Raw genomic sequence first — 24,536 nt, forward strand, 5'->3', positions numbered from 1 at the left:
ATCGCCCATGAGCCGCCCGACTTTCTACATCACAACGCCGATCTTCTACCCCAACGGCGTACCCCATATCGGCCACGCCTATACCGCCATCGCCAGCGATGTCATCGCGCGCTTCCACCGGCTTGATGGCAAGGATGTGTTTTTTCTGACCGGTACCGATGAACATGGTCAGAAGATGCAACAGACGGCCGAAAAGGAAGGGATCACCCCGCTCGAGTTGGCGACGAAGAACTCGCAGGTCTTCAAGGATCTCTGGGCCAAGCTCAACATTTCGTACGACGACTATATTCGGACCACCGAACAACGCCATCACGCCGCTTCCCAAGCGATCTGGGACAAGATGGTCGCAAAGGGCGATATCTATCTCGATTCCTATTCCGGCTGGTACTCGGTGCGGCAGGAAGCCTTTTTCGACGAGAAGGAAACCACCGTCAGCGAAGACGGCGTCCGCCGTGAACCGTTGGGTTCACCTGTCGAATGGGTTGAAGAGGAAAGCTATTTTTTCCGCCTTTCGGCTTATGGTGAAAAGCTGCTGGCCCACTACGAGGCCAACCCGGGCTTCATCTTGCCGGCTGAGCGGCGCAACGAAGTCGCCAGTTTCGTCAAATCCGGTCTGCGTGATCTTTCAATATCGCGCACGACCTTCGATTGGGGCATCCCGGTTCCCAACGATCCCAAGCACATCATGTACGTTTGGGTCGACGCCCTGACCAACTATATTACCGCCGCCGGCTATCCGAACGAAAGCGCGGAACGGTGGAAATACTGGCCGGCCGACATCCACATGATAGGCAAGGACATCATTCGTTTTCATGCCGTTTACTGGCCTGCTTTCCTGATGAGTGCCGGGATCGAGTTGCCTAAGCGTGTTTTTGCGCACGGCTTCCTTTTCAACCGCGGCGAAAAGATGAGCAAGTCGGTGGGCAACGTGGTCGATCCGTTCGACCTCATCGACAAATACGGCCTCGATGCCATGCGCTATTATTTCCTGCGCGAGGTGTCTTTCGGCCAGGATGGCTCGTACAATCACGAGGCCATCGTCAACCGCATCAATGCCGACCTCGCCAATGATCTGGGCAACCTCGCCCAGCGCTCGCTCTCGATGGTCGCCAAAAATTGCGACGGACAGGTGCCGACGCCCGGCGAATTCACCGCCGACGACCAGGCGATCCTTTCTGCGGCCGACGCACTTCTTGAAACATCGCGCAATGCCATGGCAGACCAGGCCATCCACCAGATGCTGAACGCAGTTTGGCAGGTCGTGGCCGACGCTAACCGCTATTTCGCGACCCAGGAGCCTTGGGCGCTACGCAAAACCGACCCTCAGCGCATGGCTACCGTTCTTTACGTCACGATAGAGGTGGTGCGTCAGGTCGCCATTCTTGCCCAGCCGGTGATGCCGGAGTCCTGCACCAAGCTGCTGGATCTCCTCGGCCTTCACGCTGAAGGACGCGCCTTCGAGCAGTTGGGCAGCTACGGCCGGCTGGCTTCCGGCACACCGCTTCCGCCGCCGCAAGGCATCTTCCCGCGCTATGTCGAAAAGGACGAAGGCGCGGCCTGATGCTAGTCGACAGCCATTGCCATCTCGATTTCGACGTGCTGGCCGATGATATTGACGGTGTTCTGGCTCGTGCGCGCGAGAATGGCGTCAGTCATATGGTTACCATATCGACCCGCATTCGACGTTTCGAACGGCTGCTCGCCATCGCGGCAGCCCACGAGAATGTCTTCTGCTCGATCGGTACACATCCCCATAATGCGCATGAAGAACTCGACATAAGCATCGACGAAATCATAGCTTTATCGCAACATCCGAAATGCGTGGCCATCGGCGAGGCAGGGCTCGACTACCACTACGATTCCTCTCCGCGTGAAGCGCAGGCTCAAAGCTTTCGTTCCCACATTGCCGCTTCGCGTCTAACCGGTCTGCCGCTCGTCATCCATGCGCGTTCGGCTGATGACGATATGATTTCAATTCTCGAGGAGGAGACGGAGCAGGGGGCCTTTCCCTTCGTTCTTCATTGCTTTTCGTCCGGCGCCGAGCTGGCCCGGCGCGGCCTCGAACTGGGTGGCTATGTTTCGTTCTCAGGCATTGTCACATTCAAGAACGCCCGGGAAATCCAAGAGGCCGCTAAATTCGTGCCGGCCGATCGCTTCCTCGTTGAAACCGATGCGCCATACCTCGCTCCCGTGCCACATCGCGGCAAATCCAACGAACCTGGCTTAGTGCGGCACACCGCCGAGAAGCTCGCTGAATTACGAGGGACTTCATTCGAAACGATTGCGGAGCAATCGACGGCGAATTTCAAAAGACTGTTTTCCAAGGCAAAACTCGACCGATGAGCACCCAGCCGGCAACCCGCATCACGGCAAGAATCCTGGGCTGCGGATCGTCCGGCGGTGTGCCGCGCATTGGTAATATCTGGGGGGCATGCGATCCGGCTAACCCTAAAAACCGCCGCCGGCGGTGCGCTCTGCTTCTTTCGGGTACCTATGACGGCGCCGTTGGCGTCACTCGTGTGCTCATTGATGCCGGACCCGACCTGCGCGAACAGATGCTGGAGGCTCAAGTGCCCCAGATCGACGGCGTCCTGTTCACCCATGAACATGCCGACCATACGCACGGAATAGACGATCTGCGCGTGTTGGCGCTGAACGCCAAGCGGCGCGTCGATGTCTATATGTCGATAGCAACTGAAGTGAGGTTGCGCGAAGCCTTTGGCTACTGCTTTACCGCACCGGAAGATAGTCCGTACCCGCCCATCCTCAGTGCTCACTCCATCGCTCCCGGCGATCGCGTGGAGATCGAAGGGGCAGGGGGAAGCATGGCGATATACCCGTTCGAGCAGCAGCACGGCCCTATCACCTCGCTCGGTTTCCGGATCGGCCGCTTCGCTTATTCCTGCGACCTTTCCAGTATACCGTCCACTTCGCAATGGGCGCTTGAGGGTCTTGACACATGGGTGCTCGACGCCCTGCGCTATACGCCGCACCCAAGCCATCTCAGCCTTGAGGAGTCTCTGGCTCTCATCGAGAAACACCAGCCGCGCCGCTCTATCCTGACGAATCTGCATGTCGATATGGATTACGGAACGCTGGTGGCCGAACTCCCTCAAAATATCGTACCGGCCTACGACGGCATGGAGGTCGAGGTTAGCCTCTAGCGCCTTGACCGCATATTGGGGCACACTGCCCTCGATAAGGGGAAGGGCAATGAGCGTTACCGATCAGGAGCAGACGGCCGTGCGTGATACGCGCTGGGTGTTGCCTGCTACAATTCTGGGCTCCAGCCTTGGATTCATCGATGGTTCGGTGGTCAATGTGGCGCTTCCTGCCATTCAGGATGATCTGGACGCCGGGCTTGCGACTACTCAATGGGTGGTCAACGGCTACATGTTGATGCTCGCCAGCCTCATTTTGCTCGGCGGAACGGTTGGTGATCGGTTCGGGCAGCGCAAGATTTTTCTTGGTGGGCTGGTGGGGTTCGCTTTCGCCTCGGTCGCATGCGCCGTCGCTCCAACGCCGATCACGCTGATCGGCGCTCGCGTAATCCAGGGCATCGCAGGTGCATTTCTCATTCCTGCAAGCCTGGCACTCATAGGTTCGGCCTATACCGGCGAAGACCGCGGTAAAGCGATCGGGACCTGGGCGGCTGCCGGTGCCATAACGACCGCTCTTGGCCCGCCTTTGGGCGGCTGGCTGGTCGACGTGGTTAACTGGCGTGCCATCTTCTATATCAACGTTCCCATCGCTGCCGTGGCCCTCGTCATGGGCTATCGGATCGCCAGCGCTCCCGGCCATCGTACATATCGCGAGTTCGACTTTGCTGGAACTTTGACAATGGTCGCTGGGTTGGGGCTTTTGTCCTATGGGCTGATCACAGCCGGCGAAGGCAATACCGTACTGGGAGTGATCGCAATTCTGGCGGCAATCCCATTCGCAATAGCCTTTGTAGTAATCGAGCAGCGGGCCAGCGAACCGCTCATACCGCTCGGCCTGTTTTCCAGCAGTCAGTTCTCGGGAGCCAATCTGCTGACCATAACCCTTTATGCCTCTCTATCGGGTTCGCTGTTCATCCTGCCGTTCATTCTCATCTATGCGCAGGGCTACAGCGCTGCCGCGGCGGGCGCCGCGCTCCTGCCGTTTTCAATTCTGCTCGGACTAGGTTCGCGATTTGCCGGTTCGCTCGCCAAGAGCATCGGCACCCGTGTCATGCTAATTGCAGGCCCCGCAACCACTGGTGCTGGCTACCTCGTTTTGGCATCGCTGGTGAATTCCGGCGGCTATTGGATCGCATTCTTTCCCGGCCTCTTCATTGTTGGGCTGGGAATGACGATAACGGTCGCGCCATTGACGACTGCGGTGTTCGACGCGGCACCAAGCGATGCCAGCGGAACGGCCTCGGGCATCAACAACGCAGCGTCTCGCGTTGGCGGGCTTATTGCCGTCGCCGCGCTGGGATTCGCTTTCGGCGGTTCGGACCTTTCGGCACTACCGCCGGAAGCGCTGACGCAATCCTATGTCTGGATCATGATCGCCGCTGCGGCACTTGCCTTCATCAGCGCGGCGACGGCGGCTTCCACGATGACGAGCACTTCAGGGAAGCCGGAGGAAGTTAGTTAGAGAACGCGCTCATAGGCGCACTCAAGCCCAGGCCGTTATCGCTTATGTCGAGGCATTGGCACTTTAGAAGCGACGACGAACACAGTGGAACAGAACTCTCAGATGGTCATTGGTTCCATAATATATATTATGCGAATCATTCAAATGTGATCCTGCTAATGTACCACTCGCCTCCCACCAGCTAGATCTCGATACGCGATATTCGATACGTGGGAACATTGGTCGACAATCATAACAGCAATTGGGAGCACCCGATGCAGCATTTCGATCGGTTTGGTGGCAAGCTCGTACTTGTGCTGCTCGATAACAAGCTGATGCCTTCACTAAAAGAAGGCCGGAGCCTGTGGGGTCTCCAACGCCCATTGGTATACACCACGGGAGATGCCGGTGACACGATCACTGTTCCGGCAGGATTTGTAACCGATCTCGCCTCAGTGCCGAGATGGGCATGGACATTGATCCCGCCCGACGGGCCGTGGGTGAAGGCGGCCATCATCCACGATTACCTTTATGACACCGGAGGAACCGGCATCTGGAAAGGTCACGACGCATCCATAACCCGGCCCCGCCCCTACACCAGAGCCGAGGCCGACGCGATTATGAAAGAAGCGATGGAGAATCGTGGTGTCGGCAGGTTTTTCCGCACCTTGATCTATCTCGCTGTGAGGATCGGTGGCGGTCCCGGATGGAAGGAAAGTCGTGCCGCCGCGGTTACTCCAATCATAGAGGACTACGTCACTGAAAACGACTGATGCCAATTGCCCCTACTCCACCGTCACCGATTTGGCGAGGTTTCGTGGCTGATCGACATCCGTGCCCATGAAAACTGCGGTATGATATGCAAGAATCTGCACCGGAATCGCCGAAACGATCGGAGCAACAAATGGGTTCACGCGCGGCATCTCGATGATCTCACCAGCATCCTCGCCAGCTTCCTGCCGGCCGGTTGCATCGGTGATCAAAATGATTTTGCCACCGCGCGCCGCAACTTCGTGCATGTTCGAAAGCGTCTTTTCCATAAGCGGATCTGAAGGCGCAACGACCACCACCGGCATCTCTTCATTGACCAAAGCGATCGGGCCATGCTTGAGCTCACCAGCCGCATAGCCCTCCGCATGGATATAGGAAATCTCCTTGAGCTTGAGCGCACCTTCCAGGGCCAAGGGAAACATCTGCCCGCGGCCGAGATAGAGAACGTCCGATGCCCGTGCGAGCTGCCTCGCGATAGTTTCAATCCGCGCTTCGTGGCGCAGCGCTTCGGATACGGCGCTGGGCAGCTCAATCAATGCGCGCACGAGCGTATGAGCTTCCGAAGCACTGAGCACACCCCGCGCCTGCCCGGCGGCAACGGCCAGGCTGGCCAGCGCGGTGAGTTGCGCTGTGAATGCTTTGGTCGAAGCTACGCCAATTTCCGGGCCGCATAAGGTGGGAAACACGACATGGCTCTCCCGGGCGATCGTCGACTCCTGCACATTGACCAGCGCGGCGATATGCTGCCCGGATTTGGCGGCATATCGCAGTGCCGCCAAAGTGTCGGCAGTCTCCCCCGATTGTGAAATGACGAGCGTCAAACCATTGTCCGGCAACGGTGGCTCGCGGTAGCGAAATTCGGAAGCAACATCGACGTCAACGGCGAGTCGCGCGTAACGCTCGAACCAGTATTTGGCCACCAGGCCCGCATAATATGCCGTGCCGCAGGCCGTTATCGTCAGTCGGGAAAGGTTGGCGAAATCGAACGGCAGCGTCTCCCGCAAGTTGACGCCCTCCGCAGCGAGATCGACATAGTGAGCCAGCGTATGGGAAATAGTTTCGGGCTGCTCATAAATCTCCTTGGCCATGAAATGGCGGTGATTGCCCTTATCCGCCAACGCGGCTGATGCCGAGGAAACCTGGCGTATCCGCTCGACGCGATTGCCCTCGAAGTCGAAGATCTCGGCCTCGCCCGGCGTGACGACCGCCCAATCTCCTTCCTCCAGATAAGTAATCTGGTTGGTGAACGGGGCCAGAGCAAACGCATCCGAGCCCAGATACATCTCTTCTTGCCCATGCCCCACGGCCAACGGCGAGCCCTGCCGCGCCGCAATCAGCAGCTTGTCATAGTCGGCGAAAAGAAACACCAACCCGAACGTGCCCCGCAACTTGGGCAGCATCCGCGCCACCGCTTCCTGCGGAGTTGCACCCCTGTCCAGGTCGCGTGTTACCCAAAGAGCGACAGACTCCGTATCTGTCTCGCTGTTCGGGAAATATCCATCCCGTGCAAGATCTTCGAGGAGATCTTTGAAGTTCTCAATTATGCCATTATGGACAACCGCAACCTTCTCCGTGGTGTGGGGATGAGCATTGCCTTCAGTCGCCCCGCCATGGGTCGCCCAGCGCGTGTGTCCGATCCCGATGATGCCTTCAAGCGGTGCTTCCGCAAGACGTCCGGCAAGATTGTTGAGTTTACCCTCAGCTCGCCGGCGATCGAGGCCGGATGGCGTAAGCGTGGCGACGCCCGCGCTATCATAGCCACGATATTCAAGCCGACGCAGCGCCTCGACCAGACGACCGGCAACAGGTTCGACCCCGATAATTCCGACGATGCCGCACATATTGCCCCCTATTTCTGCTCTTTGATCGCCTTGAAGCGCTCGTTGAGCGCTTTGCCGTAGCCAGGCTTGTTGACTTGACGCGAACGCCCTATTCCCAAAGCATCGGCGGGTACCGGCTCGGTAATCACAGAGCCGGATGCGATATAGGCTCCATCCCCGATCTCGAGCGGCGCCACCAGGGCTGAATTCGAACCCACAAACGCGCTTTTGCCGATGATCGTTTTGGCCTTGTTGTACCCGTCATAGTTGCAGGTCACGGTGCCGGCGCCGATATTGGAATTCGCGCCGATCTCCGCGTCGCCGATATAGGTCAAGTGACTGACCTTGGCGCCCTGCCCGACGTCAGCATTCTTGACCTCGACGAAATTGCCCACCTTCGCGCCTTCCGCCAGATTGGCTCCCGGCCGAAGCCGCGCAAAAGGGCCGACGCTGACTTTGGCGCCGATGTGAGCTCCTTCGATATGAGAAAAGGCATGGATCACTGCGCCGGCGTCGATTTTGACGCCAGTGCCGAATACCACGTTGGGCTCGATTTCCACATCGGGCGCAATCTCGGTGTCGAATGAGAAATAGACGCTAGCCGGATCGTGCAGCGTGACGCCGGAACGCATGAAATCCTCGCGCCGCAGATTTTGGAACACAGCCTCGGCCCTGGCGAGTTGCGCGCGATCATTGACTCCCATGACATTGTCTTCGGGGGCGATGGCATACCCGACCGAGTGCCCTGCCCGATTGGCGAGTTCCACTAGATCTGTCAGATAATACTCACCCTGCGCATTGTCGGTGCCGACCCTGTCGATCAGCGCTTGGAACACCTCGGCGCGGAACGCCAGGATACAGGCGTTGCAAATCCCGATCCGGCGTTCTTCCTCGCTCGCGTCTTTGTGCTCACGGATGGCCAGAAGCTTGTCGCCATCGGTGATGAAGCGCCCATAGCCGGTTGGATCGGAGGGCTCGAACCCCAGGATTGCGGCATCCAAACCTGCGTCAAGTCGGTCCGTTACGCGCTGGAAATCCTCGCCACGAAGCAGCGGGTGATCACCATAAACGACAGCTATATAGCCCTGCGCTTGTGTAAAAACGGCGCGTGCCATTGAGGCGGCGTGCGCCGTTCCCCTTCGCTCGGTCTGTGCGAAAAACACCACTTGGGGATCAATCCGGGCCATTGCTTCGCGCACAGCATCGTGACCCGGTCCCGTGACCATCGCCACTGTCGCGGCTCCAGCATCGCGTGCAGCCTTAAGCACGTGACCCGCGATGGGGCGTCCGCCCACCTTATGAAGCACCTTAGGGCGGCTCGACTTCATCCGCGTGCCCTCTCCGGCCGCGAGAACGATTACTGAAAGATCGGTCATTCCATTGTCCCCAAAGGCGTCGCTGGTGCAGGCCCCTTGGCCCATCTTTGTGGCAGTACGGTGTTGGTATCCAACCTGGCAGATCGGCGTAACGTCTCCGTTTACGCTTGAATCGCTAAAGTCAGGTTTGATCTGATTCGGCGACAAAACGGGATACATTTAGGTGCAAAGACCGATACGGTTTTCCCTTCCATCCGAAAGCGTCGAGATTGCTCCCTGGGGCATAGCCTCTCTTGTCTGTGGCGCCGTCGCGGTTCTCGCGGCCAACCTGTCATTTCTTGTCCCAACTCACGTTCTGGGCAAGCTGCACGTCCCCTATCGGGAAGGTGGCGGCGTTAATCAGATGCGCATCCAACTCGCAGAGCTTGAGCAGGATCGCAACCGTATCCTTGGAGACTATCGGGCCCTGCACGCCAGGTTCGATCTTCTCAGCGATGACAGCGATGAGGTTATCCGCCGCCTTGCCGCCGTGGAGATGAGCCTGCCGTTACTGATCGAATCATTGCCGCTCGAGAGCGATATCGACAGATCGCTCCTGACCGCATCGATCACGGACGTTGCCGAGGAGGTGTACGAGGTCGAAGGCGGGACCGTGGCGGTGCGCTACAGTCCACTTTTTGATGGCGTCGCTGCCGCGCCGGCCAAGCAGCCGCTGCCTCCGGCCCTCGCCACAGAGCTTGCGCGCACCTTGCACGTCCACGCCCCAGATCTTGGCTTGCCGCCAGCGTTCTAAGGCTTGATGGTGCTGCGATCCGGCAGGCTATGGTGGAGCATCCTGGTCACACCAAAGGCCTGAACCAACAAACCGGTTGACTCAACGAGACCAAGCACTATGTTCCGCGCGTCGCCAGCCGGTCGATCCGACCCGCCCGTGGTAGGGGCTCGTAGCTCAGCTGGTAGAGCACTCGACTTTTAATCGAGTTGTCCCGGGTTCGAGTCCCGGCGAGCCTACCAATCTTTAAACCGAGGCGGAGAGCGCTATACCCGGCGCTCGGTGCGCCGAGCATAGCTTTTTCGTCTACTCCAGTCCGACGAATGCCACCGCGTTGTGTGGGTTCATCGGTACTACGATCTGGTTCTGAGCTGAATCATAACAGATCGAAGCGGCGCTCGGGATGCCTGAAGCGATGATCTCGGCCTCTTCGCCCGGCGCTATGCGCGAGATGCTGCCGAAGCGCACGCTGCTCACATATTTGGTGCCGTCTTCGAGAATAACGATACCGTCATTGCCGCTCTCGACCGCGTTCTCGGTTTCAACGAGCTCACCATCGGGGCTGAATGTCAGCACTTCGTTATTGCCGATATTGACGACTACGATGTTGCCTTCTCCATCGATGGCAATCCCGTTGGGAGCTGCCAGCGGCGCGCCTTCAACAAAAACCGAGGTTTCCCCTTCTGGGCTGATTGCATAGACGCGCTCAGGTTCGCGAGTGTTGGAAACATAAATCGTGCCTTCCGACACAGCGATTCCATTGAGGAACGTCGCGTCCTCGATCTCGTAAGCATCACCAGGCTCGCCCGTTTCCAGATCAAAGGTCCGCACGGTATTGAGATCCGCGACGTAAAGGGTTCCATCGGCAATGGCACTGCCCAGCGGATGGTTAAGCGTCAGGCCATCGCGAGTAGCGCCAATCCATTTGCTGGTGTGGACGGTGCCGTCGGGATTGAGCAGCGAAACGTAGCCGTCATTCTCGATTGCTTCCTGAGGCGCACCGGCATTCATCACTAGGATGAGGTTGCGATCGGCATCGAACGTGCAGCTCTCGGCAAAGTGAAAACTGCCAAAAACCCGGACGTTATCGGTCGGCGTAGTTTCTTCGCCGGCCTCATTGACTACGCTGAGCGGAGCGCCGGCGGCAAAGGGTTGTTCGGCATCTCCTCCAGCCGATTGAGCAAATGCGGTAGAGCTCAGGAGAGCGAGAGTTCCAGCAAAAGCGATTCTAATCATAAGCAACTTCCTCCTTGTGCTTCAATCAATGATGCCCGGAGCGAACAAAGATCACAAGCGTTAAGCGCCTGGAACGTCCTGTCGCACCCCCTGCTCGACTCAGAGTTCAGTAACTTTGCCCGCGTATAGATCGATGCGCGGCACAGAAAGTTGCCGGCCCAAGGAGTGCAGGACGCATGCGATTGATTGCCGGAACCGTCATCATCTTCCTATCCGTTCTCGGCGGCTATGCCGCTATGGGTGGGCATTTGGAGGTCCTCTGGCAGCCCTTTGAGGCCGTTATCATCCTGGGCGCGGCTATCGGCGCCTTCATTATCGGCAACCCCAAGGCCGTGCTCAAGCAGAGCCTTGGCGTGCTCGGATCGCTTTTTCGCGGCCCCCGCTACAACAAGCAGTCTTATGTCGAACTGCTTGGCCTTCAATTCTCGATCTTCAAGCTCGTTCAGTCAAAGGGGCTTCTTGCCCTTGAGCAGCATGTGGAGAATCCGGAGCAATCGGATTTGTTCGCCCGGTTTCCCACATTCGCAAAGAACCACCATGCCGTAGAGTTCATGTGCGACTACCTGCGAATGATAACGCTTGGCACCTACGCGGTTCATGAGCTTGAGTCATTGATGGACGAGGAACTGGAAACCCATCACCAGGAACAGGAGCGGGTTGTTGCTGCCGTTCAGGCTCTTGCCGACGCGACGCCTGCCCTTGGTATCGTCGCGGCGGTGCTCGGCGTCATCAAGACCATGGGGGCTATCACCGAGCCGCCCGAAGTGCTCGGTCACCTGATCGGCGGCGCTTTGGTGGGCACGTTCCTCGGGGTTTTTTGTGCTTACGGCTTTTTTGGGCCGATGGCTCAAGCCCTCCGCAATACCAATGAGGCTGAGTCGAAGTATTTTCTCTCGATGAAGGCCGGGCTGCTGGCTCACGTTGCCGGATATCCTCCGGTCATCGCCATTGAGTTCGCCCGCAAGGCCGTGATGTCGGAGGACCGTCCGACCTTTGCTGAAGTCGACAAGGCGACCAGCGACCTCAAGATGGCCCAATAAGGTCCGGGAGACGTCGAACCATGTCGCGCGCCAACGGAACGATTATCATCAAGAAGAGCAAAAAGGGCGGCCACAGTCACCACGGCGGCGCCTGGAAGATCGCTTACGCTGACTTCGTAACAGCGATGATGGCATTCTTTCTGCTCATGTGGCTGATCAACATGACCACGCCCGAACAGAAGCAGGGCCTGGCGAATTATTTCGCACCGCCAAACGTGAGCGAAAGCCTCAGCGGGTCCGGCGGTGCGATGGCTGGCCGCGCGATGGATACCATGGGCGCGATGACCAGCAATTCAGACGCTGAAGGCATTGCTGATACTGATGGCGAGGAGAACTCGGCCATCGAGGCTGCCGCAGGCAATGTCCGCGACACCGAAGCCGCAGAGAAAGATTCATCGGCAAACCTTTCGTCCACGGACCCGCAGCTCTTCCACAGCGCAGCCGCCAGCATTCGCCAAGCCTGGGAAGCTATGCCCGAGATCACCGAAATATCGGATAATCTGATCGTTGAGGCGACCGAGGAAGGACTTGATATCCAGATCATCGATCAGCGCGGCCGTCCAATGTTCCAGGAGGGATCCAAGTATCCTTACGAATGGATGCGCGCCGCCATCGCCGCTATTGCGCCGACGCTGGAGCGCCTCCCCAATCAGGTTCGTATTTCCGGCCACACAGCCGCCGGTGTCGTCTATTCGGACCCGGCATACACAGCTTGGGAGCTCTCGACCGATAGAGCCAATACCGTTCGCTCGATCCTTGGAGAGTTCGGCCTCTCCAACGAGCGCATCCATTCCGTGGTTGGCCGCGCCAGTAGTGAACCCTACTTCGTCAACGATCCCTACCTGGCGGCCAATGAACGCATAAGGATTACGGTGATCAACGAGGCCTCCCCTATTCCGCTCAACATGGCTCCCTAGCTACGTCCGTCTTGCTCCTCCGTCGAACGCGCACTAATGCTAGGCGCAACAGAGATACGGGGACGATAGATAGATGGCCTTTATTCGTTTCAGTCTTGCTACGCTTGGGGCATCTGCGCTCGTGGCCACGGCCACGCCGGTGTCTGCCCAAAACGTTCATATCTCCCGTCTCTACGAGCAGGTTCTCGAAAACATTAACTATACGGAACCCGGCCATGTCCTGGATTCCTTCGGCGTCGTTCGCGTCGATGAAGGACAAGCGATCCGCCTGGCCCTCGATGTTCCTGCCAACACATCCGTTCAGGTCATGGGCGATTGCGACGAGGACTGCATCGATCTCGATCTTGGCGTCTACAACAGTGCAGGCAAGCTCCTGGGCGAGGATCGACTCGACGACTACTATCCCATCGTCACCTTTGTTTCGGAAGCTGACGGTCGTATCGAGCTCGAATTGGACCTCGTCGATTGCGAGACATCCTATTGCTACACCGCTTATTCGGTATTCATCGAAGGGGCCGAATAGGCAATGAATTCGATTTCCAGCAGGCTGAAGGCGATTGCCATTACGCTTGCCTTTTTTGCGCTCAGCTCTTTCGTTTTGCTCGCGCTCGTTTGGGGCCTCGTTGCCCTTCCCTTTCCGGTGCCGTTCGAAGGCAATCTGGCTCGCTATCGTCCTCACGACACTGTGGCGGTTCTTTCCGATCTCCGTCTGCCGAACACTCTGGCGGCTGCATTCCTGGTCGCGACAGGGCTGGTTCTGGTTTTTTCGAGCGCCTATCTCGACAAGATGATAGCTGTATTCGCCGACGTCCTGCTTATGCTCATGGCTGCATTGGCAGGGTTTGTGGCCGGCTATTGGCTGCTGCTCAGGCTCGCTGGATACGAGAATTTCCTGCAGCTTGGTTTTCTCCAATCGGCGCTGATTTCCCCCGTTGTCGTATTCGCTGTCTCATTAGTTTCACCCACACGTCTGCGTACATCGCTTCTGCTGCGCATTTTAGCCATAGCAGTGCTGTTTGTGGCTGCACCGCTCATGTTGGTTCTATTGCCCCGATGAACGCAATCTGAACAGCCGATTCCGGCTTGGTTCAATGCGGATGCGTCAAGCTCGCGGTATCGACCAGTAACACGATCCAAGAGCCCAATATGTTCGATCTCGCAACCCGTCTGGGTGCGGCGTGCTTTGCATTGACCGCACTCGCATCTCCACTCGCCGCAAGCACCCCAACGCCAGTCGGCGATTGGGAACTGGCAAGCGGTGAATCCCGCTTCCAAATCACCACCTGCGGCGACAACGTCCTGTGCGCGAAGCTCACCTGGCTACGGGAGGATGTCAAAGCCCATGCCGACCTGTCCAGCTATCTTAATGACTATGTCATGCAGGGTGCGGTGCCGTCCGGCGTCAACACCTGGAGTGGAACCGTCTCCTATAACGGCGGTACGTACTCGGGCAATCTGACCCTGGTTGATGCCGATACGCTGCGGCTGAGCGGCTGCATGGGCATCTTCTGCAAGTCCATGGAGCTGGAGCGCATTTAAACCTTCATTCATGCTCCGGGTTGCCGACTTCGGCAATGACAAATTCGTGTCGCATTTTTGCGGGCTTATCGTTCAGGCATCAAGCCAACAGAAGGGAACAGGAACTTTCGGATGTCCGTCACGTTCCATATGACAGCCCGCAACAAGCGGGCGGGATTCTTGCCATGAAACGATTTGTCTTCGCTCTCGCTACGATCGCGGTTGTAACCCCCGCATTTGCTCAATTTGATACCTCGCCCGTGCCATCGGAAGATCAGAAGGTCTTTATCTTCGGCGGTCGCATGGGCGAATCCGATATGGCGGGAATGCTCAATCCCTTCACTGCTGAGTATGAAGAGGCCATCGTCCTCGGCGGCGGCTACCAGCATTTTCTCACCGAGCCGATCGAAGATCTCAAATTCGGCCTCGAGGCTGGAGCTGCCGTGAGAACAGGCGAAGAAACGACTGGCGAAGTCTGGGGTGGCGTTGTGGGACGCTACGATGGGTTCGTGGTCGGAGATACGCTTCGTATCTCGCCCTCATTGACTTTTGGCGCAAGCGCGGTAACCGGAACCATGGGAACGGAAGCCGAGCGCGAAGCTATAGACGGGCTGCCCGGAGACTTTCTATTCTACCTCAGCCCTGAGATCAGCTTTTCGACTGTGGAGAATCCCAGCTCGGAAGTCTTCTGGCGCCTCCACCATCGATCCGGAGCGTGGAATACCTTCGGCGGTGGCGGCTCAGCCAATGCAACGACGATCGGTATTCGCACAAGCTTTTGAGCGTGCCGCTCAAGCAGCCAGCGTTACGACGACAGCGCCGCGGCGCGTGGCAACCACCGTGTGCTCATACTGAACGCACGGCGCCGCAGGCACACTGACCAGCGTCCATGGATCGTTAAGGGATTTCTCCTCGGCCATCTGCCCACCCAGCGACAGGAACGGCTCGACGGTGAAAACCAGACCATCGCCGATGCGGCGACGCTCCGAGCGATCGGGCCAGGTCGGAATTTCCCCCGGCTCGTCGTGCAAACCATAGCCAATCCCGTGGCTGGCAAGGTTGCGCAGAAGCGTATAGCCGTTGGTTCCAGCGAATCTGCCGATCGCCTCGCCAATCTCGGCCAGCCGCCCGCCGGCCTTCACCGCTCGGATGCCCGTCCACATCGCTTTCTTGCCGTCGCGACATAACCTTTCGATGCGACGGTTCGCGGGAGGAACGATGTAGGACGCGCCCGTGTCAGCAAAGATACCATCCTTTTCCGCCGACACGTCGATATTGACCAGATCGCCCGGACCGATAACTCGCTGCCCCGGAATACCATGCGCCACTTCCTCGTTGACTGATATGCATGTTGCGCCGGGGAAATCGTAGGTCACCTGCGGAGCCGAGCGTGCGCCGTGCTCGTCGAGCACTTTGCGCCCGATATCATCGAGTTCCTGCGTGGTCATCCCCGGCTCGATTGCTTCAGCCATCCGATCACGCGCGATGGCGCAAATCCTGCCGATGGCCTTGAGGCGTTCAAGTTCTTCTTCCGAAGTGATAGTCATGGTCAGCCCTTGAGCGAATGGAAATGAGCCAATAGGCCTTGAGTTGAGCTGTCGTGAGCCTGGGCGGTCTCGGCACTCTCGACTTCAGATAGCAAGGCCTTGGCGAGTTGCTTGCCCAACTCCACACCCCATTGGTCGTAAGAATTGACATTCCAGATGGCGCCCTGCACGAAAACCTTGTGCTCGTAAAGCGCCACCAGCTTACCCAACGTCTCCGGATCCAGCCTGGAATAAAGAATTGTGTTGGACGGGCGGTTTCCCGGGAAAACCTTGTGCGACAGCAAGGCTTTGATCTCATCCTTGCTCAAGCCCGCACCCTTGAGTTCGGTCAAAACCTCGTCCTCGGTCTTGCCCAACATCAATGCTTCGGATTGCGCCAGACAGTTGGCGACGAGCTTGGCGTGATGCGGCGACAGGTCTTCATGCGGATTGGCAGCTAGCAGGAAATCGCACGGAACGACGCTCGTCCCCTGGTGAATGAGCTGGTAGAACGCGTGCTGCCCATTGGTGCCGGGCTCTCCCCAAATGACCGGGCCGGTTTCCCAGCCGACATCCTTGCCGTTGAGCGTCACCGATTTTCCGTTCGACTCCATATCCTGCTGCTGAAGATAGGCAGGAAACCGAGATAGACGCTGATCGTAAGGGAGAACCGCGTGGGTCGCAAAACCCCAGGCGTTGCGGTACCAAACTCCCATGAGCCCCATGATGACCGGCAGGTTCTGTTCCAGTGGAGCGGTGAGGAAATGCTGGTCCATTTCCCCTGCCCCGCGCAGGAAGGCTTCGAAGTTCTCATAGCCAACGGCTATCGCTACTGGCAGGCCAATGGCCGACCACACCGAATAGCGACCGCCAACCCAGTCCCAGAACCCGAAGATGCGGTCTTCGCGAATTCCGAAGGACTGGCACCCCTCGATATTGGTAGAAACCGCAGCGAAGTGGTCGTTCACCGCCTCTTCGCCGAGCGACTTGGCAAGCCAAGCCCGCGCGGTATGTGCATTGGTCATGGTCTCGTCGGTCGTGAACGTCTTCGAAGCGACGATGAACAGCGTTTTCGCCGGATCGAGGCCCTTGAGCGTATCGTGAATATGGGCGCCATCGACATTGGAAACGTAGTGGGCGCGCAAGTTCGGGCGCGTATAAGGCGCAAGAGCGAGCGTCACCATAGCCGGACCAAGGTCCGATCCACCGATGCCGATATTGACTACGTCCGTGAACTGTTCGCCAGTCGCCCCCCGGATGGCCCCGTCGCGCACATCATTGGAAAATCCCTTGATGCGAACCAGAACATCGCGCACCGCCGGCATCACGTCGGCGCCATCTATGAGCACAGGCGCCTCACCGAAATGGCGCAGTGCCATGTGAAGCACGGACCGGCGCTCGGTGACGTTGATCGGCTTACCCGACCACATGTCGTCGCGCCGGCCTTCCACATCGACCGCCCTAGCAAGGTCGAACAGCGCGGCCATCGACTGGCTATCGATCCGGTTCTTCGAGTAGTCGAGCAGAATATCGCCAAAGCGCGCGGAGTAAGTCGTGAACCGCTCCGGGTCATGCGCGAACAGTTCGCGCATCGTCGTCCCCGAAAGGCGCTTTCTGTGCTGTTTGAGGTCTTCGAAAGCTGCCTTACGGATTTTGTTCGACATGGTTTTCCCCTATTCGAGAGCGGGCAGATCGCCCTTGGCCCAGCCCTCGCGGACCGAAGCGCAATATTGGTCGAAAGCAGAGCTTTCAATCGCATTTCGCATCCCGGCCATCAACTCCTGATAATAAGAGAGATTGATCTGGCTAAGGATCATGGCACCCAGAATTTCCTCGCTGCGCACGAGATGATGCAGATAGGCGCGGGAGAACCGCCGGGCTGTAGGGTTGGGCGAAAGTTCGTCAAGCGGCCGATTGTCGTCCTTGTGACGGGCGTTCTTGAGATTGATGACGCCAAAGCGTGTATAGGCATGACCGTGTCGCCCTGCGCGCGTGGGATGCACGCAGTCGAACATGTCGATACCACGCCCTACGGCACCGAGCAGATCGTCCGGCTTTCCTACGCCCATAAGATAACGGGGCTTGTCGGAAGGCAGCTCGGGCGTGATCTCTTCGATCACCTTGAACATAACCTGTTGCGGCTCGCCTACGGCCAGTCCACCAACGGCATAGCCGTGAAAGCCGATATCGACGAGGCCAGCCGCCGAACGCGACCTGAGTTTGGGATCATCGCCCCCCTGGACGATTCCAAACAGGGCGCGGCCCTTGGCGTCGTCGAAGGCCCGCTTCGAACGTTCAGCCCAACGGATCGAGAGCTCCATAGCCCGCTCGAGCTCATCGCGCTCGGCCGGCAGAGCCACGCATTCGTCGAGCTGCATGATGATATCGGAGGCCAGCAGCTTTTGAATTTCGATCGAGCGTTCCGGCGTAAGGCTGTGGGAGGACCCGTCAATATGGGATTTGAACGTCACCCCGTTCTCGTCGAGCTTCCGGAGCTTGGCGAGGCTCATCACCTGGAATCCACCAGAATCGGTGAGGATCGGCCGCTGCCAATCCATAAACTCATGCAGCCCGCCCAGGCGTGCTACCCGCTCGGCGCCAGGCCGAAGCATGAGGTGATATGTGTTGCCCAGAAGAATATCGGCGCCCGTCTCGCGCACCTGCTCGGGATAGAGCGCCTTCACGGTTCCCGCCGTTCCGACAGGCATGAAGGCCGGCGTTCTGATCTCGCCGCGCGGCGTATCGATCTGCCCCCGCCGCGCCATTCCATCGGTGGTGGCAAGGGTGAACTGAAAGCGTTCGGTCATCTATCGGCTCGGAACAGCAGCGAAGAGTCGCCGTAGGAGTAGAAGCGGTAATAGGCGTCGATGGCGTGCTTATAGGCTTTGTGCATGGTCTCCAATCCGCAAAAGGCCGAAACCAGCATGAACAGCGTTGAACGCGGCAGGTGGAAATTGGTCATCAGCACGTCAACGACACGGAACGTGAACCCCGGCGTGATAAAGATGTCTGTCTCATCGGCAAATGGCTCGAGAATGCCTGCTCTCCGCGCAGCGCTTTCGAGCAGCCGCAAGCTGGTCGTTCCCACTGCCACAATGCGCGCTCCCGCCGACTTTGCTGCGTTGATGCGCTCCACCGTCTCGGGAGAAACAACTCCCCATTCGGAATGCATGGTGTGATCTTCGGTATCGTCGGCCTTCATCGGCAGGAAGGTCCCTGCCCCCACATGAAGTGTCACGCGCTCGATCTGGATGCCTTTTGCTTCCAGTCGCTCCAGAAGCTCGGGTGTAAAGTGCAATCCTGCCGTCGGGGCGGCGACGGCGCCGTCATGCTCTGCATAGACCGTCTGATAGTCGGACTTGTCACGCTCTTCTATCTTCCGTTTGGCACCAATGTAGGGTGGCAACGGCATCGCCCCACGGGCCTTGATGGCTTCGTCGAGCGTGGCATCGGAAAAATCGAAAGCCAGCGTCACCTGCCCGTCTTCAACCGCTTCAACCGTGGCGAACAACTCGTCCAGCATGCAGACTTCGGACGTGGCACCGAACACCACCCGGTCGCCAACCTTCAACCGCTTGGCCGGGCGTGCGAACGCAAGCCAGGTATGGCCATCAACACGCTTGTGCAGATTGAATGAAACCGAAGCAACGTGTTCATCCCGGTGCCGTAGGCCCTTGAGCTCGGCGGGAATAACGCGGGTGTCGTTGACGACAAGGACGTCGCCGGACCGCAAAATATTCTCGAGGTCGGTAACCACCCAGTCCGAGAGCGACCCATCGGCGCCTACAACCAGCATTTTCGCGCTGTCTCGCGGCGACACTGGATGGAGGGCGATCCGGTCCTCAGGTAAATCGAAGTCGAAAAGGTCGACCTTCATCGTGTGAAATCCGAGGACCGGTAGATGTCAGGCGGCGTCGGCAGCGACGCGCATGGAAACGATGCGGTCCGGATTGCGGACCGGCTCGCCACGTTCGAGCTGATCGACGGCATCCATGCCCTCGATCACCTTGCCGAACACCGAATACTGGCCATTGAGCCAAGGCGCATCGTCAAAGCAAATGAAGAACTGGGAATTGGCAGAGTTGGGGTTCGAAGAACGAGCCGCCGAAACCGTGCCGCGCACATGCTTTTCCTGGCTGAACTCGGCCTTCAGGTCAGGCTTGTCCGAACCGCCGGTGCCGTTACCCTTCGGGCAACCAACCTGCGCCATGAAACCGTCGATCACACGATGGAAGACGATGCCGTCGTAAAAGCCTTCGCGAGCCAGTTCTTTGATGCGCTCGGCATGGTTGGGGGCCAGGTCCGGGCGCAGTTCGATGACGACCTTGCCTTTGCTGGTTTCCATGATGATCGTGTTTTCAGGATTGGCGTAATCGGCCATGAGAGGCCTCCTTGTCTTGCTTATTGAGGCTCTGCTACGCGCAGAGAAACCATGATGTCGGGGTTTGCGACAGCGCCGTTCGCGCTGGCCGGCCCTTTTTCCAACCCGTCGATCAACTCCATGCCCGAAACGACATGGCCGAACAACGTATACTGGCCGTTCAGATGTGGAGAATCCGCGGTTACGATGAAGAACTGCGAATTGGCCGAATTGGGATCCATCGACCGGGCCATGCCCAACGTCCCGCGCACGAACGGCTCGTTCGAGAACTCGGCGGCAAGATCGGGCAAATCGGAACCGCCGGTGCCATTGCCCAATGGATCTCCAGTCTGGGCCATGAAGCCGTCGATCACGCGATGGAATTTCAATCCGTCATAAAAGCCCGAATTGGCCAGTTCGGTGATCCGCGCCACATGTTCGGGGGCTAGGTCGGGGCGAAGCGCAATCGTCACTTCGCCGCTTTCCAGCATGAGTGTGGCAATCGGTGTGTCGGCAGGAACTTCGGCAGGCGTTTGAGCCATGGCCGGCGTCTGCCCGAACGGCAGATAGGGCCAGGCAACCATTGCACCAAACAGTGCGACAAAGGCGAAGACGAGGGCACCAACCACGCGGTTGGTCGGTTTGGCAGCATGTCCGGCCATTATTGCTCCAGGAGTTTTAGAACCAAACGAGGTACGAAGGGCGAAACGTCACCCCCCATTTCCGCTATCTGGCGCACCAGCGTTGCGGAAATGTGGCGGACATAGGGACTCGACGGTACGAATACCGTCTGAATGTCCGGAGCCATCTGCGCATTCATGCCCACCATCTGCATTTCGTAATTGTAGTCGGTGGTATCGCGCAAGCCGCGAATAACCAACCCAGCACCGAGCCGCTGCGCTGCGTGGACCATCAGGCCGTCGAATTCGACGATCTCGATCTTCACGCCCTTCCGCGTTCCGATCGCTCCCGCGGTCTCGACCAGAAGGTCACGCCGCTGCGCCGCCGTCAGCATCGGCTTTTTCGCCGCATGAACGCCTATGCCGACGATCAAGCGGTCGACGAGCTTGCATGCCCGCTCGATCACATCGAGATGGCCGTTTGTAACCGGATCGAACGATCCGGGGTAAAAGCCCACACGTTCAGTCATGCCGGTTTTTGTCATGCCCGGCGCTGCAGCGCAAGCCAGATGCCTCCGCCAATCAGGACGGCGCCCGAGACCCGGTTGACCAGGCGCACACGCGCAGAGCTGATCCAGTGCCGCGCCTGCCCTGCCAGCACCGCATAGACTGAATCACTCAGCGTCGTTGCCAGCATGAAAAGCCCGCCCAACAGCAGAATCTGGGGAAACGCGGCGCTGCTCTCCACGACGAACTGTGGCAGGAATGCTCCGAACATCAGCAGCGCTTTTGGGTTGGACCAGATGACGATGAAGCCCTGCATGACATAGCCGCGCAGAGTGCGGTGCCGCTCGGCTTCGCCGGCCTCGATCCGGCCGCTCGATCGCAGCATCTTATAGCCGAGCCACACAAGGTAGGCGGCGCCGATCATCTTGATCCAATCGAACGCCCATCCCATTACACTCATCACCGCTTCCATCCCAAGCGCAACAACCAGGATCATTGAGACGAGCCCCAATTGCGTACCCAGGATGATGGCCATGCCGGCCACGGTTCCGCGCGCAAGGGCACTCGCGATAATGACCGTGACCGTGGGGCCTGGAACTACCGCTATAAAAAACGAGGCCAGCAGAAAGGCGAGAAGGGAGGAAAATTCGAGCATGGCAGCCTCCGAAGAGCCGTCAGCTAGCCATGGCCTCCTGCACTTGGCAAGAGGCCATGGCACAGCAACAACTACTCTTCGGCGTCCGGCGCCTCTGACACTTCGGCCGGCCCCTCATCGTCGCCATTTTCCGGCTCGCTGATGCGCTCTACCGAGACGACCTTTTCGTCAGCGGCGGTACGGAAGATGGTGACACCCTGGCTCGAACGCCCCACGATCCGAATGCCATCGACCGGCACGCGGATGACCTGCCCACCATTGGTCACCAGCATGAGCTGGTTTTCATCCTCAACGGGGAACGAGCCCACCAACTTGCCGTTTCGGGCGTTGACCGCCATGGCTACGATGCCTTTGCCGCCGCGCCCGGTAATCCGGTACTCGAACGAGGAGGTCCGCTTACCGTAACCCTTTTCCGAGACGGTCAATACGAACTGCTCGGATGCGCTCATCGCGGCATACCGATCCTGGTCGAGCGGAGCATCGCCCGCTGCTTCTTCGTCGCTGTCGCCTACTTCCTCGGTCTCGCCGCGCACGGCACGGCTCATCTTGAGGTATGCAGCGCGTTCGTCGGCAGAGGCCTCGAAATGCCGCAGGATCGACATGGCGATCACTTCATCGCCTTCAGCGAGATTGATCCCGCGCACGCCCGTCGAATCTCGGCCCTTGAACACGCGAACATCGGTGATCGCAAACCTGATGCACTGCCCGTTGGCCGTGGTGATCAGGATGTCGTCACTTTCGCTGGCAGTCTCGACGCCCACGATCCCATCGCCCTCATCGAGCTTCATGGCGATCTTGCCGTTCTGCCGCACTTCCACAAAGTCCGACAGCTTGTTGCGCCGGACATTGCCCGAACGCGTGGCAAACATCACATCGAGACTTTCCCAGCTCGATTCATCCTCGGGCAACGGCATGATCGAGGTGATGCGCTCGCCCTCTTCAAGCGGCAGCATATTGATCAGCGCCTTGCCGCGCGCATTGGGCGCCGCCACCGGCAGCCGCCAGACCTTCATCTTGTAGACGATGCCGCGCGAGGAAAAGAACAGAACGGGCGTATGGGTGTTGGCGACGAACAGCCGCGAGACGAAATCCTCGTCTCTCGTGGACATACCAGAGCGCCCTTTCCCGCCCCTTCGCTGGGCGCGATAGGTCGAGAGCGGGACACGCTTGATGTAGCCGGCATGGCTGACCGTCACCACCATGTCTTCGCGCGCGATCAGGTCCTCGTCGTCCAGATCACCGGCAAATTCGTCGATCTGAGTCAGACGTGGCGTGGCGTATTGATCGCGCACCTCCGCCAGTTCGTCGCGAATGATCGCCAGCACACGGTCTCGCGAGCGCAGGATATCGAGATAGTCCTTGATCTGCTCGCCGAGCGTATTGAGCTCCTCGCCGATCTCGTTCCGCCCCAACGCGGTCAGGCGAGACAGTGTCAGAGCCAGAATGGCGCGGGCCTGCTCGTCAGAAAGGCGGAAGGTGCCGTCATCGTTCACCTTGTGCCGCGGATCGTCGATCAACCCGATGAGGTCGATCACATCGGCCGCCGGCCAATCGCGTTCGAGCAGCTTTTCGCGCGCCGTGGCGGGGTCCGGCGATGAGCGGATCAGCCGGATAACCTCGTCCACATTGTTGACCGCCACCAGGAGGCCGACCAACACGTGGGCCCGATCGCGTGCCTTGTTGAGCAGGAACCGCGTACGCCGGGTAATCACCGTCTCGCGGAACTGCAGGAACGCCTCGAGGATCGCCTTGAGCGGCATGATCTCGGGCTTGCCGCCATTGAGCGCCACGAAATTGCAGCCGAACGAGGTCTGCAGCATCGAGTAGCGATAAAGCTGATTGAGCACGACATCGGCCACGGCGTCGCGCTTCAATTCTATCACGACCCGCATACCCTGCCGGTCGGATTCATCGCGGATGTCGGAGATGCCCTCGATGCGCTTGTCGCGTACCATCTCGGCGATCTTCTCGATCATCGTCGCTTTGTTCACCTGATAGGGAATCTCATGGACGATGAGCGCCTCGCGCTCCTTGCGCACCTCTTCGACGGTCACGCGGCTGCGCATCAGGATCGAACCGCGCCCCGTTTCATAGGCGGAGCGAATACCCGATTTACCGATAATGATGCCGGCCGTTGGAAAGTCCGGTCCAGGCATGATTTCCATCAGCTCATCGACCGTGATGCCCGGATTGTCCATCACGGCGAGGCACGCATCGATCACCTCTCCCAGATTATGGCTGGGGATATTGGTGGCCATGCCCACCGCGATGCCGCCGCCGCCATTGACGAGCAGGTTGGGAAAGCGCGCCGGCAGAACCGTCGGCTCTTTCTCGCTCGCATCATAGTTGTCGCGGAAATCGACGGTATCCTTGTCGAGATCCTCGAGCAGTGACCCGGTGACCTTTTCCATGCGTGCTTCAGTGTATCGCATGGCTGCCGGCATATCGCCGTCCACGGAGCCGAAGTTGCCCTGTCCATCGATCAGCGGCACGCGCATGGAGAAATCCTGCGCCATGCGAACCAACGACATATAGACCGCATCGTCCGAGTGCGGGTGATACTTACCGATCACGTCACCGACCACGCGGGCCGATTTGCGGTAGGGCTTGTTGTATTCGTATCCCTGCTCATGCATCGAAAAGAGGATGCGGCGGTGAACGGGCTTCAGCCCATCGCGCACATCGGGCAAGGCCCGGCTCACGATCACGCTCATGGCGTAATCGAGATAGGACTTGCGCATCTCGTCGGTTATCGAGATCGGGTTGATGTCGGATGGCAGCATGCCGCCCGCGTCATCTTCTGGCGTGTCTGTCACGATACTCGTTTCTGCACTGATTCTGCTGGCAATCGGTTTATTCGATTCCGCCGGCAGATG

The 24,536-nt window shown here is 58.7% G+C and carries 24 protein-coding genes and 1 tRNA gene; 13 read left to right on the forward strand and 12 right to left on the reverse strand.

Annotated features, from left to right (window positions below; genetic code table 11):
* The first annotated feature begins 7 nt into the window (after positions 1–7).
* The 5 genes from metG (at position 8) to NO934_RS17375 (ending at position 5,375) form a co-directional block, all read left to right on the forward strand.
* Positions 8–1,561, forward strand: a complete 1,554-nt coding sequence (metG, locus tag NO934_RS17355) for a methionine--tRNA ligase (RefSeq protein ID WP_309161243.1) — start codon at positions 8–10, stop codon at positions 1,559–1,561.
* The gene (locus NO934_RS17360) at positions 1,561–2,343 is read left to right on the forward strand and encodes a TatD family hydrolase (protein ID WP_309161245.1); all 783 of its coding nucleotides are present in this window, start codon (positions 1,561–1,563) and stop codon (positions 2,341–2,343) included. Before metG ends, NO934_RS17360 begins: the two co-directional genes overlap by 1 nt.
* Positions 2,340–3,164 (forward strand): MBL fold metallo-hydrolase, encoded by an 825-nt coding sequence (locus tag NO934_RS17365; RefSeq protein ID WP_309161246.1) that lies wholly within the window; start codon positions 2,340–2,342, stop codon positions 3,162–3,164. The genes NO934_RS17360 and NO934_RS17365 overlap by 4 nt, the downstream gene beginning before the upstream one ends.
* 49 nt (positions 3,165–3,213) lie before the next feature.
* Positions 3,214–4,623: an MFS transporter gene (locus tag NO934_RS17370; protein WP_309161247.1), complete on the forward strand. Its 1,410-nt coding sequence runs from the start codon at positions 3,214–3,216 to the stop codon at positions 4,621–4,623.
* Between the two features lie 254 nt (positions 4,624–4,877).
* Positions 4,878–5,375, forward strand: a complete 498-nt coding sequence (locus NO934_RS17375; protein WP_309161249.1) for a DUF1353 domain-containing protein — start codon at positions 4,878–4,880, stop codon at positions 5,373–5,375.
* A gap of 12 nt (positions 5,376–5,387) precedes the next feature.
* Here the strand turns inward: NO934_RS17375 and glmS are convergent, their stop codons facing one another.
* Complete coding sequence (gene glmS / locus NO934_RS17380; RefSeq protein WP_309161250.1) at positions 5,388–7,214, reverse strand: glutamine--fructose-6-phosphate transaminase (isomerizing); 1,827 nt, start codon at positions 7,212–7,214, stop codon at positions 5,388–5,390.
* A gap of 8 nt (positions 7,215–7,222) precedes the next feature.
* Positions 7,223–8,569 carry a bifunctional UDP-N-acetylglucosamine diphosphorylase/glucosamine-1-phosphate N-acetyltransferase GlmU gene (glmU, locus tag NO934_RS17385; protein WP_309161251.1) on the reverse strand — a complete coding sequence of 449 codons (1,347 nt, stop codon included), beginning with the start codon at positions 8,567–8,569 and terminating at the stop codon, positions 7,223–7,225.
* A gap of 163 nt (positions 8,570–8,732) precedes the next feature.
* Between glmU and NO934_RS17390 the strand changes: the two genes are divergently transcribed.
* Both NO934_RS17390 and NO934_RS17395 read left to right on the forward strand, forming a co-directional pair.
* Positions 8,733–9,302 carry a hypothetical protein gene (locus tag NO934_RS17390; RefSeq protein WP_309161252.1) on the forward strand — a complete coding sequence of 190 codons (570 nt, stop codon included), beginning with the start codon at positions 8,733–8,735 and terminating at the stop codon, positions 9,300–9,302.
* Positions 9,303–9,447: 145 nt separating this feature from the next.
* Positions 9,448–9,523, forward strand: a tRNA-Lys gene (locus NO934_RS17395).
* Between the two features lie 64 nt (positions 9,524–9,587).
* Here the strand turns inward: NO934_RS17395 and NO934_RS17400 are convergent.
* Positions 9,588–10,517, reverse strand: coding sequence for an SMP-30/gluconolactonase/LRE family protein (locus NO934_RS17400; RefSeq protein ID WP_309161253.1), 930 nt, complete (start codon positions 10,515–10,517; stop codon positions 9,588–9,590).
* Between the two features lie 176 nt (positions 10,518–10,693).
* Here NO934_RS17400 and motA point away from each other — a divergent pair, with 176 nt between their 5' ends.
* The 6 genes from motA to NO934_RS17430 all read left to right on the forward strand — a co-directional run bounded on the left by motA (position 10,694) and on the right by NO934_RS17430 (position 14,774).
* The gene (gene motA, locus NO934_RS17405; protein WP_309161254.1) at positions 10,694–11,557 is read left to right on the forward strand and encodes a flagellar motor stator protein MotA; all 864 of its coding nucleotides are present in this window, start codon (positions 10,694–10,696) and stop codon (positions 11,555–11,557) included.
* A 20-nt stretch (positions 11,558–11,577) separates the two neighbouring features.
* A complete protein-coding gene (locus tag NO934_RS17410) occupies positions 11,578–12,474 on the forward strand; it encodes a flagellar motor protein MotB (RefSeq protein WP_309161255.1) in 897 nt (298 codons plus the stop codon).
* 73 nt (positions 12,475–12,547) lie between these two features.
* The gene (locus tag NO934_RS17415; protein ID WP_309161256.1) at positions 12,548–12,997 is read left to right on the forward strand and encodes a hypothetical protein; all 450 of its coding nucleotides are present in this window, start codon (positions 12,548–12,550) and stop codon (positions 12,995–12,997) included.
* A gap of 3 nt (positions 12,998–13,000) precedes the next feature.
* The gene (locus tag NO934_RS17420; protein ID WP_309161257.1) at positions 13,001–13,531 is read left to right on the forward strand and encodes a hypothetical protein; all 531 of its coding nucleotides are present in this window, start codon (positions 13,001–13,003) and stop codon (positions 13,529–13,531) included.
* Positions 13,532–13,620: 89 nt separating this feature from the next.
* Positions 13,621–14,013, forward strand: coding sequence for a DUF2147 domain-containing protein (locus tag NO934_RS17425; RefSeq protein ID WP_309161258.1), 393 nt, complete (start codon positions 13,621–13,623; stop codon positions 14,011–14,013).
* Positions 14,014–14,048: 35 nt separating this feature from the next.
* The gene (locus NO934_RS17430; protein ID WP_309161259.1) at positions 14,049–14,774 is read left to right on the forward strand and encodes a hypothetical protein; all 726 of its coding nucleotides are present in this window, start codon (positions 14,049–14,051) and stop codon (positions 14,772–14,774) included.
* A 9-nt stretch (positions 14,775–14,783) separates the two neighbouring features.
* Here the strand turns inward: NO934_RS17430 and map are convergent, their stop codons facing one another.
* From map to gyrA, 9 genes are all read right to left on the reverse strand, one after another.
* Positions 14,784–15,539 (reverse strand): type I methionyl aminopeptidase, encoded by a 756-nt coding sequence (gene map, locus NO934_RS17435; RefSeq protein WP_309161260.1) that lies wholly within the window; start codon positions 15,537–15,539, stop codon positions 14,784–14,786.
* Positions 15,540–15,541: 2 nt separating this feature from the next.
* Positions 15,542–17,182: a glucose-6-phosphate isomerase gene (pgi, locus tag NO934_RS17440; protein ID WP_309161261.1), complete on the reverse strand. Its 1,641-nt coding sequence runs from the start codon at positions 17,180–17,182 to the stop codon at positions 15,542–15,544.
* A gap of 9 nt (positions 17,183–17,191) precedes the next feature.
* Entirely contained in the window at positions 17,192–18,325 is a 1,134-nt protein-coding gene (tgt, locus tag NO934_RS17445) for a tRNA guanosine(34) transglycosylase Tgt (RefSeq protein ID WP_309161262.1), read from the reverse strand.
* A complete protein-coding gene (queA, locus tag NO934_RS17450) occupies positions 18,322–19,395 on the reverse strand; it encodes a tRNA preQ1(34) S-adenosylmethionine ribosyltransferase-isomerase QueA (protein WP_309161264.1) in 1,074 nt (357 codons plus the stop codon). The genes tgt and queA overlap by 4 nt, the downstream gene beginning before the upstream one ends.
* Positions 19,396–19,422: 27 nt before the next feature.
* Entirely contained in the window at positions 19,423–19,899 is a 477-nt protein-coding gene (locus NO934_RS17455; RefSeq protein ID WP_309161266.1) for a peptidylprolyl isomerase, read from the reverse strand.
* A gap of 20 nt (positions 19,900–19,919) precedes the next feature.
* A complete protein-coding gene (locus NO934_RS17460; RefSeq protein ID WP_375143265.1) occupies positions 19,920–20,540 on the reverse strand; it encodes a peptidylprolyl isomerase in 621 nt (206 codons plus the stop codon).
* On the reverse strand, positions 20,540–21,028 hold the full coding sequence (coaD, locus tag NO934_RS17465) for a pantetheine-phosphate adenylyltransferase (protein WP_309161267.1): 489 nt from the start codon (positions 21,026–21,028) through the stop codon (positions 20,540–20,542). The genes NO934_RS17460 and coaD overlap by 1 nt, the downstream gene beginning before the upstream one ends.
* 11 nt (positions 21,029–21,039) lie before the next feature.
* Positions 21,040–21,660 carry a LysE family translocator gene (locus NO934_RS17470; RefSeq protein WP_309161268.1) on the reverse strand — a complete coding sequence of 207 codons (621 nt, stop codon included), beginning with the start codon at positions 21,658–21,660 and terminating at the stop codon, positions 21,040–21,042.
* A gap of 71 nt (positions 21,661–21,731) precedes the next feature.
* Positions 21,732–24,443 carry a DNA gyrase subunit A gene (gene gyrA / locus NO934_RS17475; RefSeq protein WP_309163757.1) on the reverse strand — a complete coding sequence of 904 codons (2,712 nt, stop codon included), beginning with the start codon at positions 24,441–24,443 and terminating at the stop codon, positions 21,732–21,734.
* Positions 24,444–24,536: the final 93 nt, after the last annotated feature.

The organism is Pelagibacterium sp. H642, assembly GCF_031202855.1.
Taxonomy (GTDB): Bacteria; Pseudomonadota; Alphaproteobacteria; order Rhizobiales; family Devosiaceae; genus Pelagibacterium.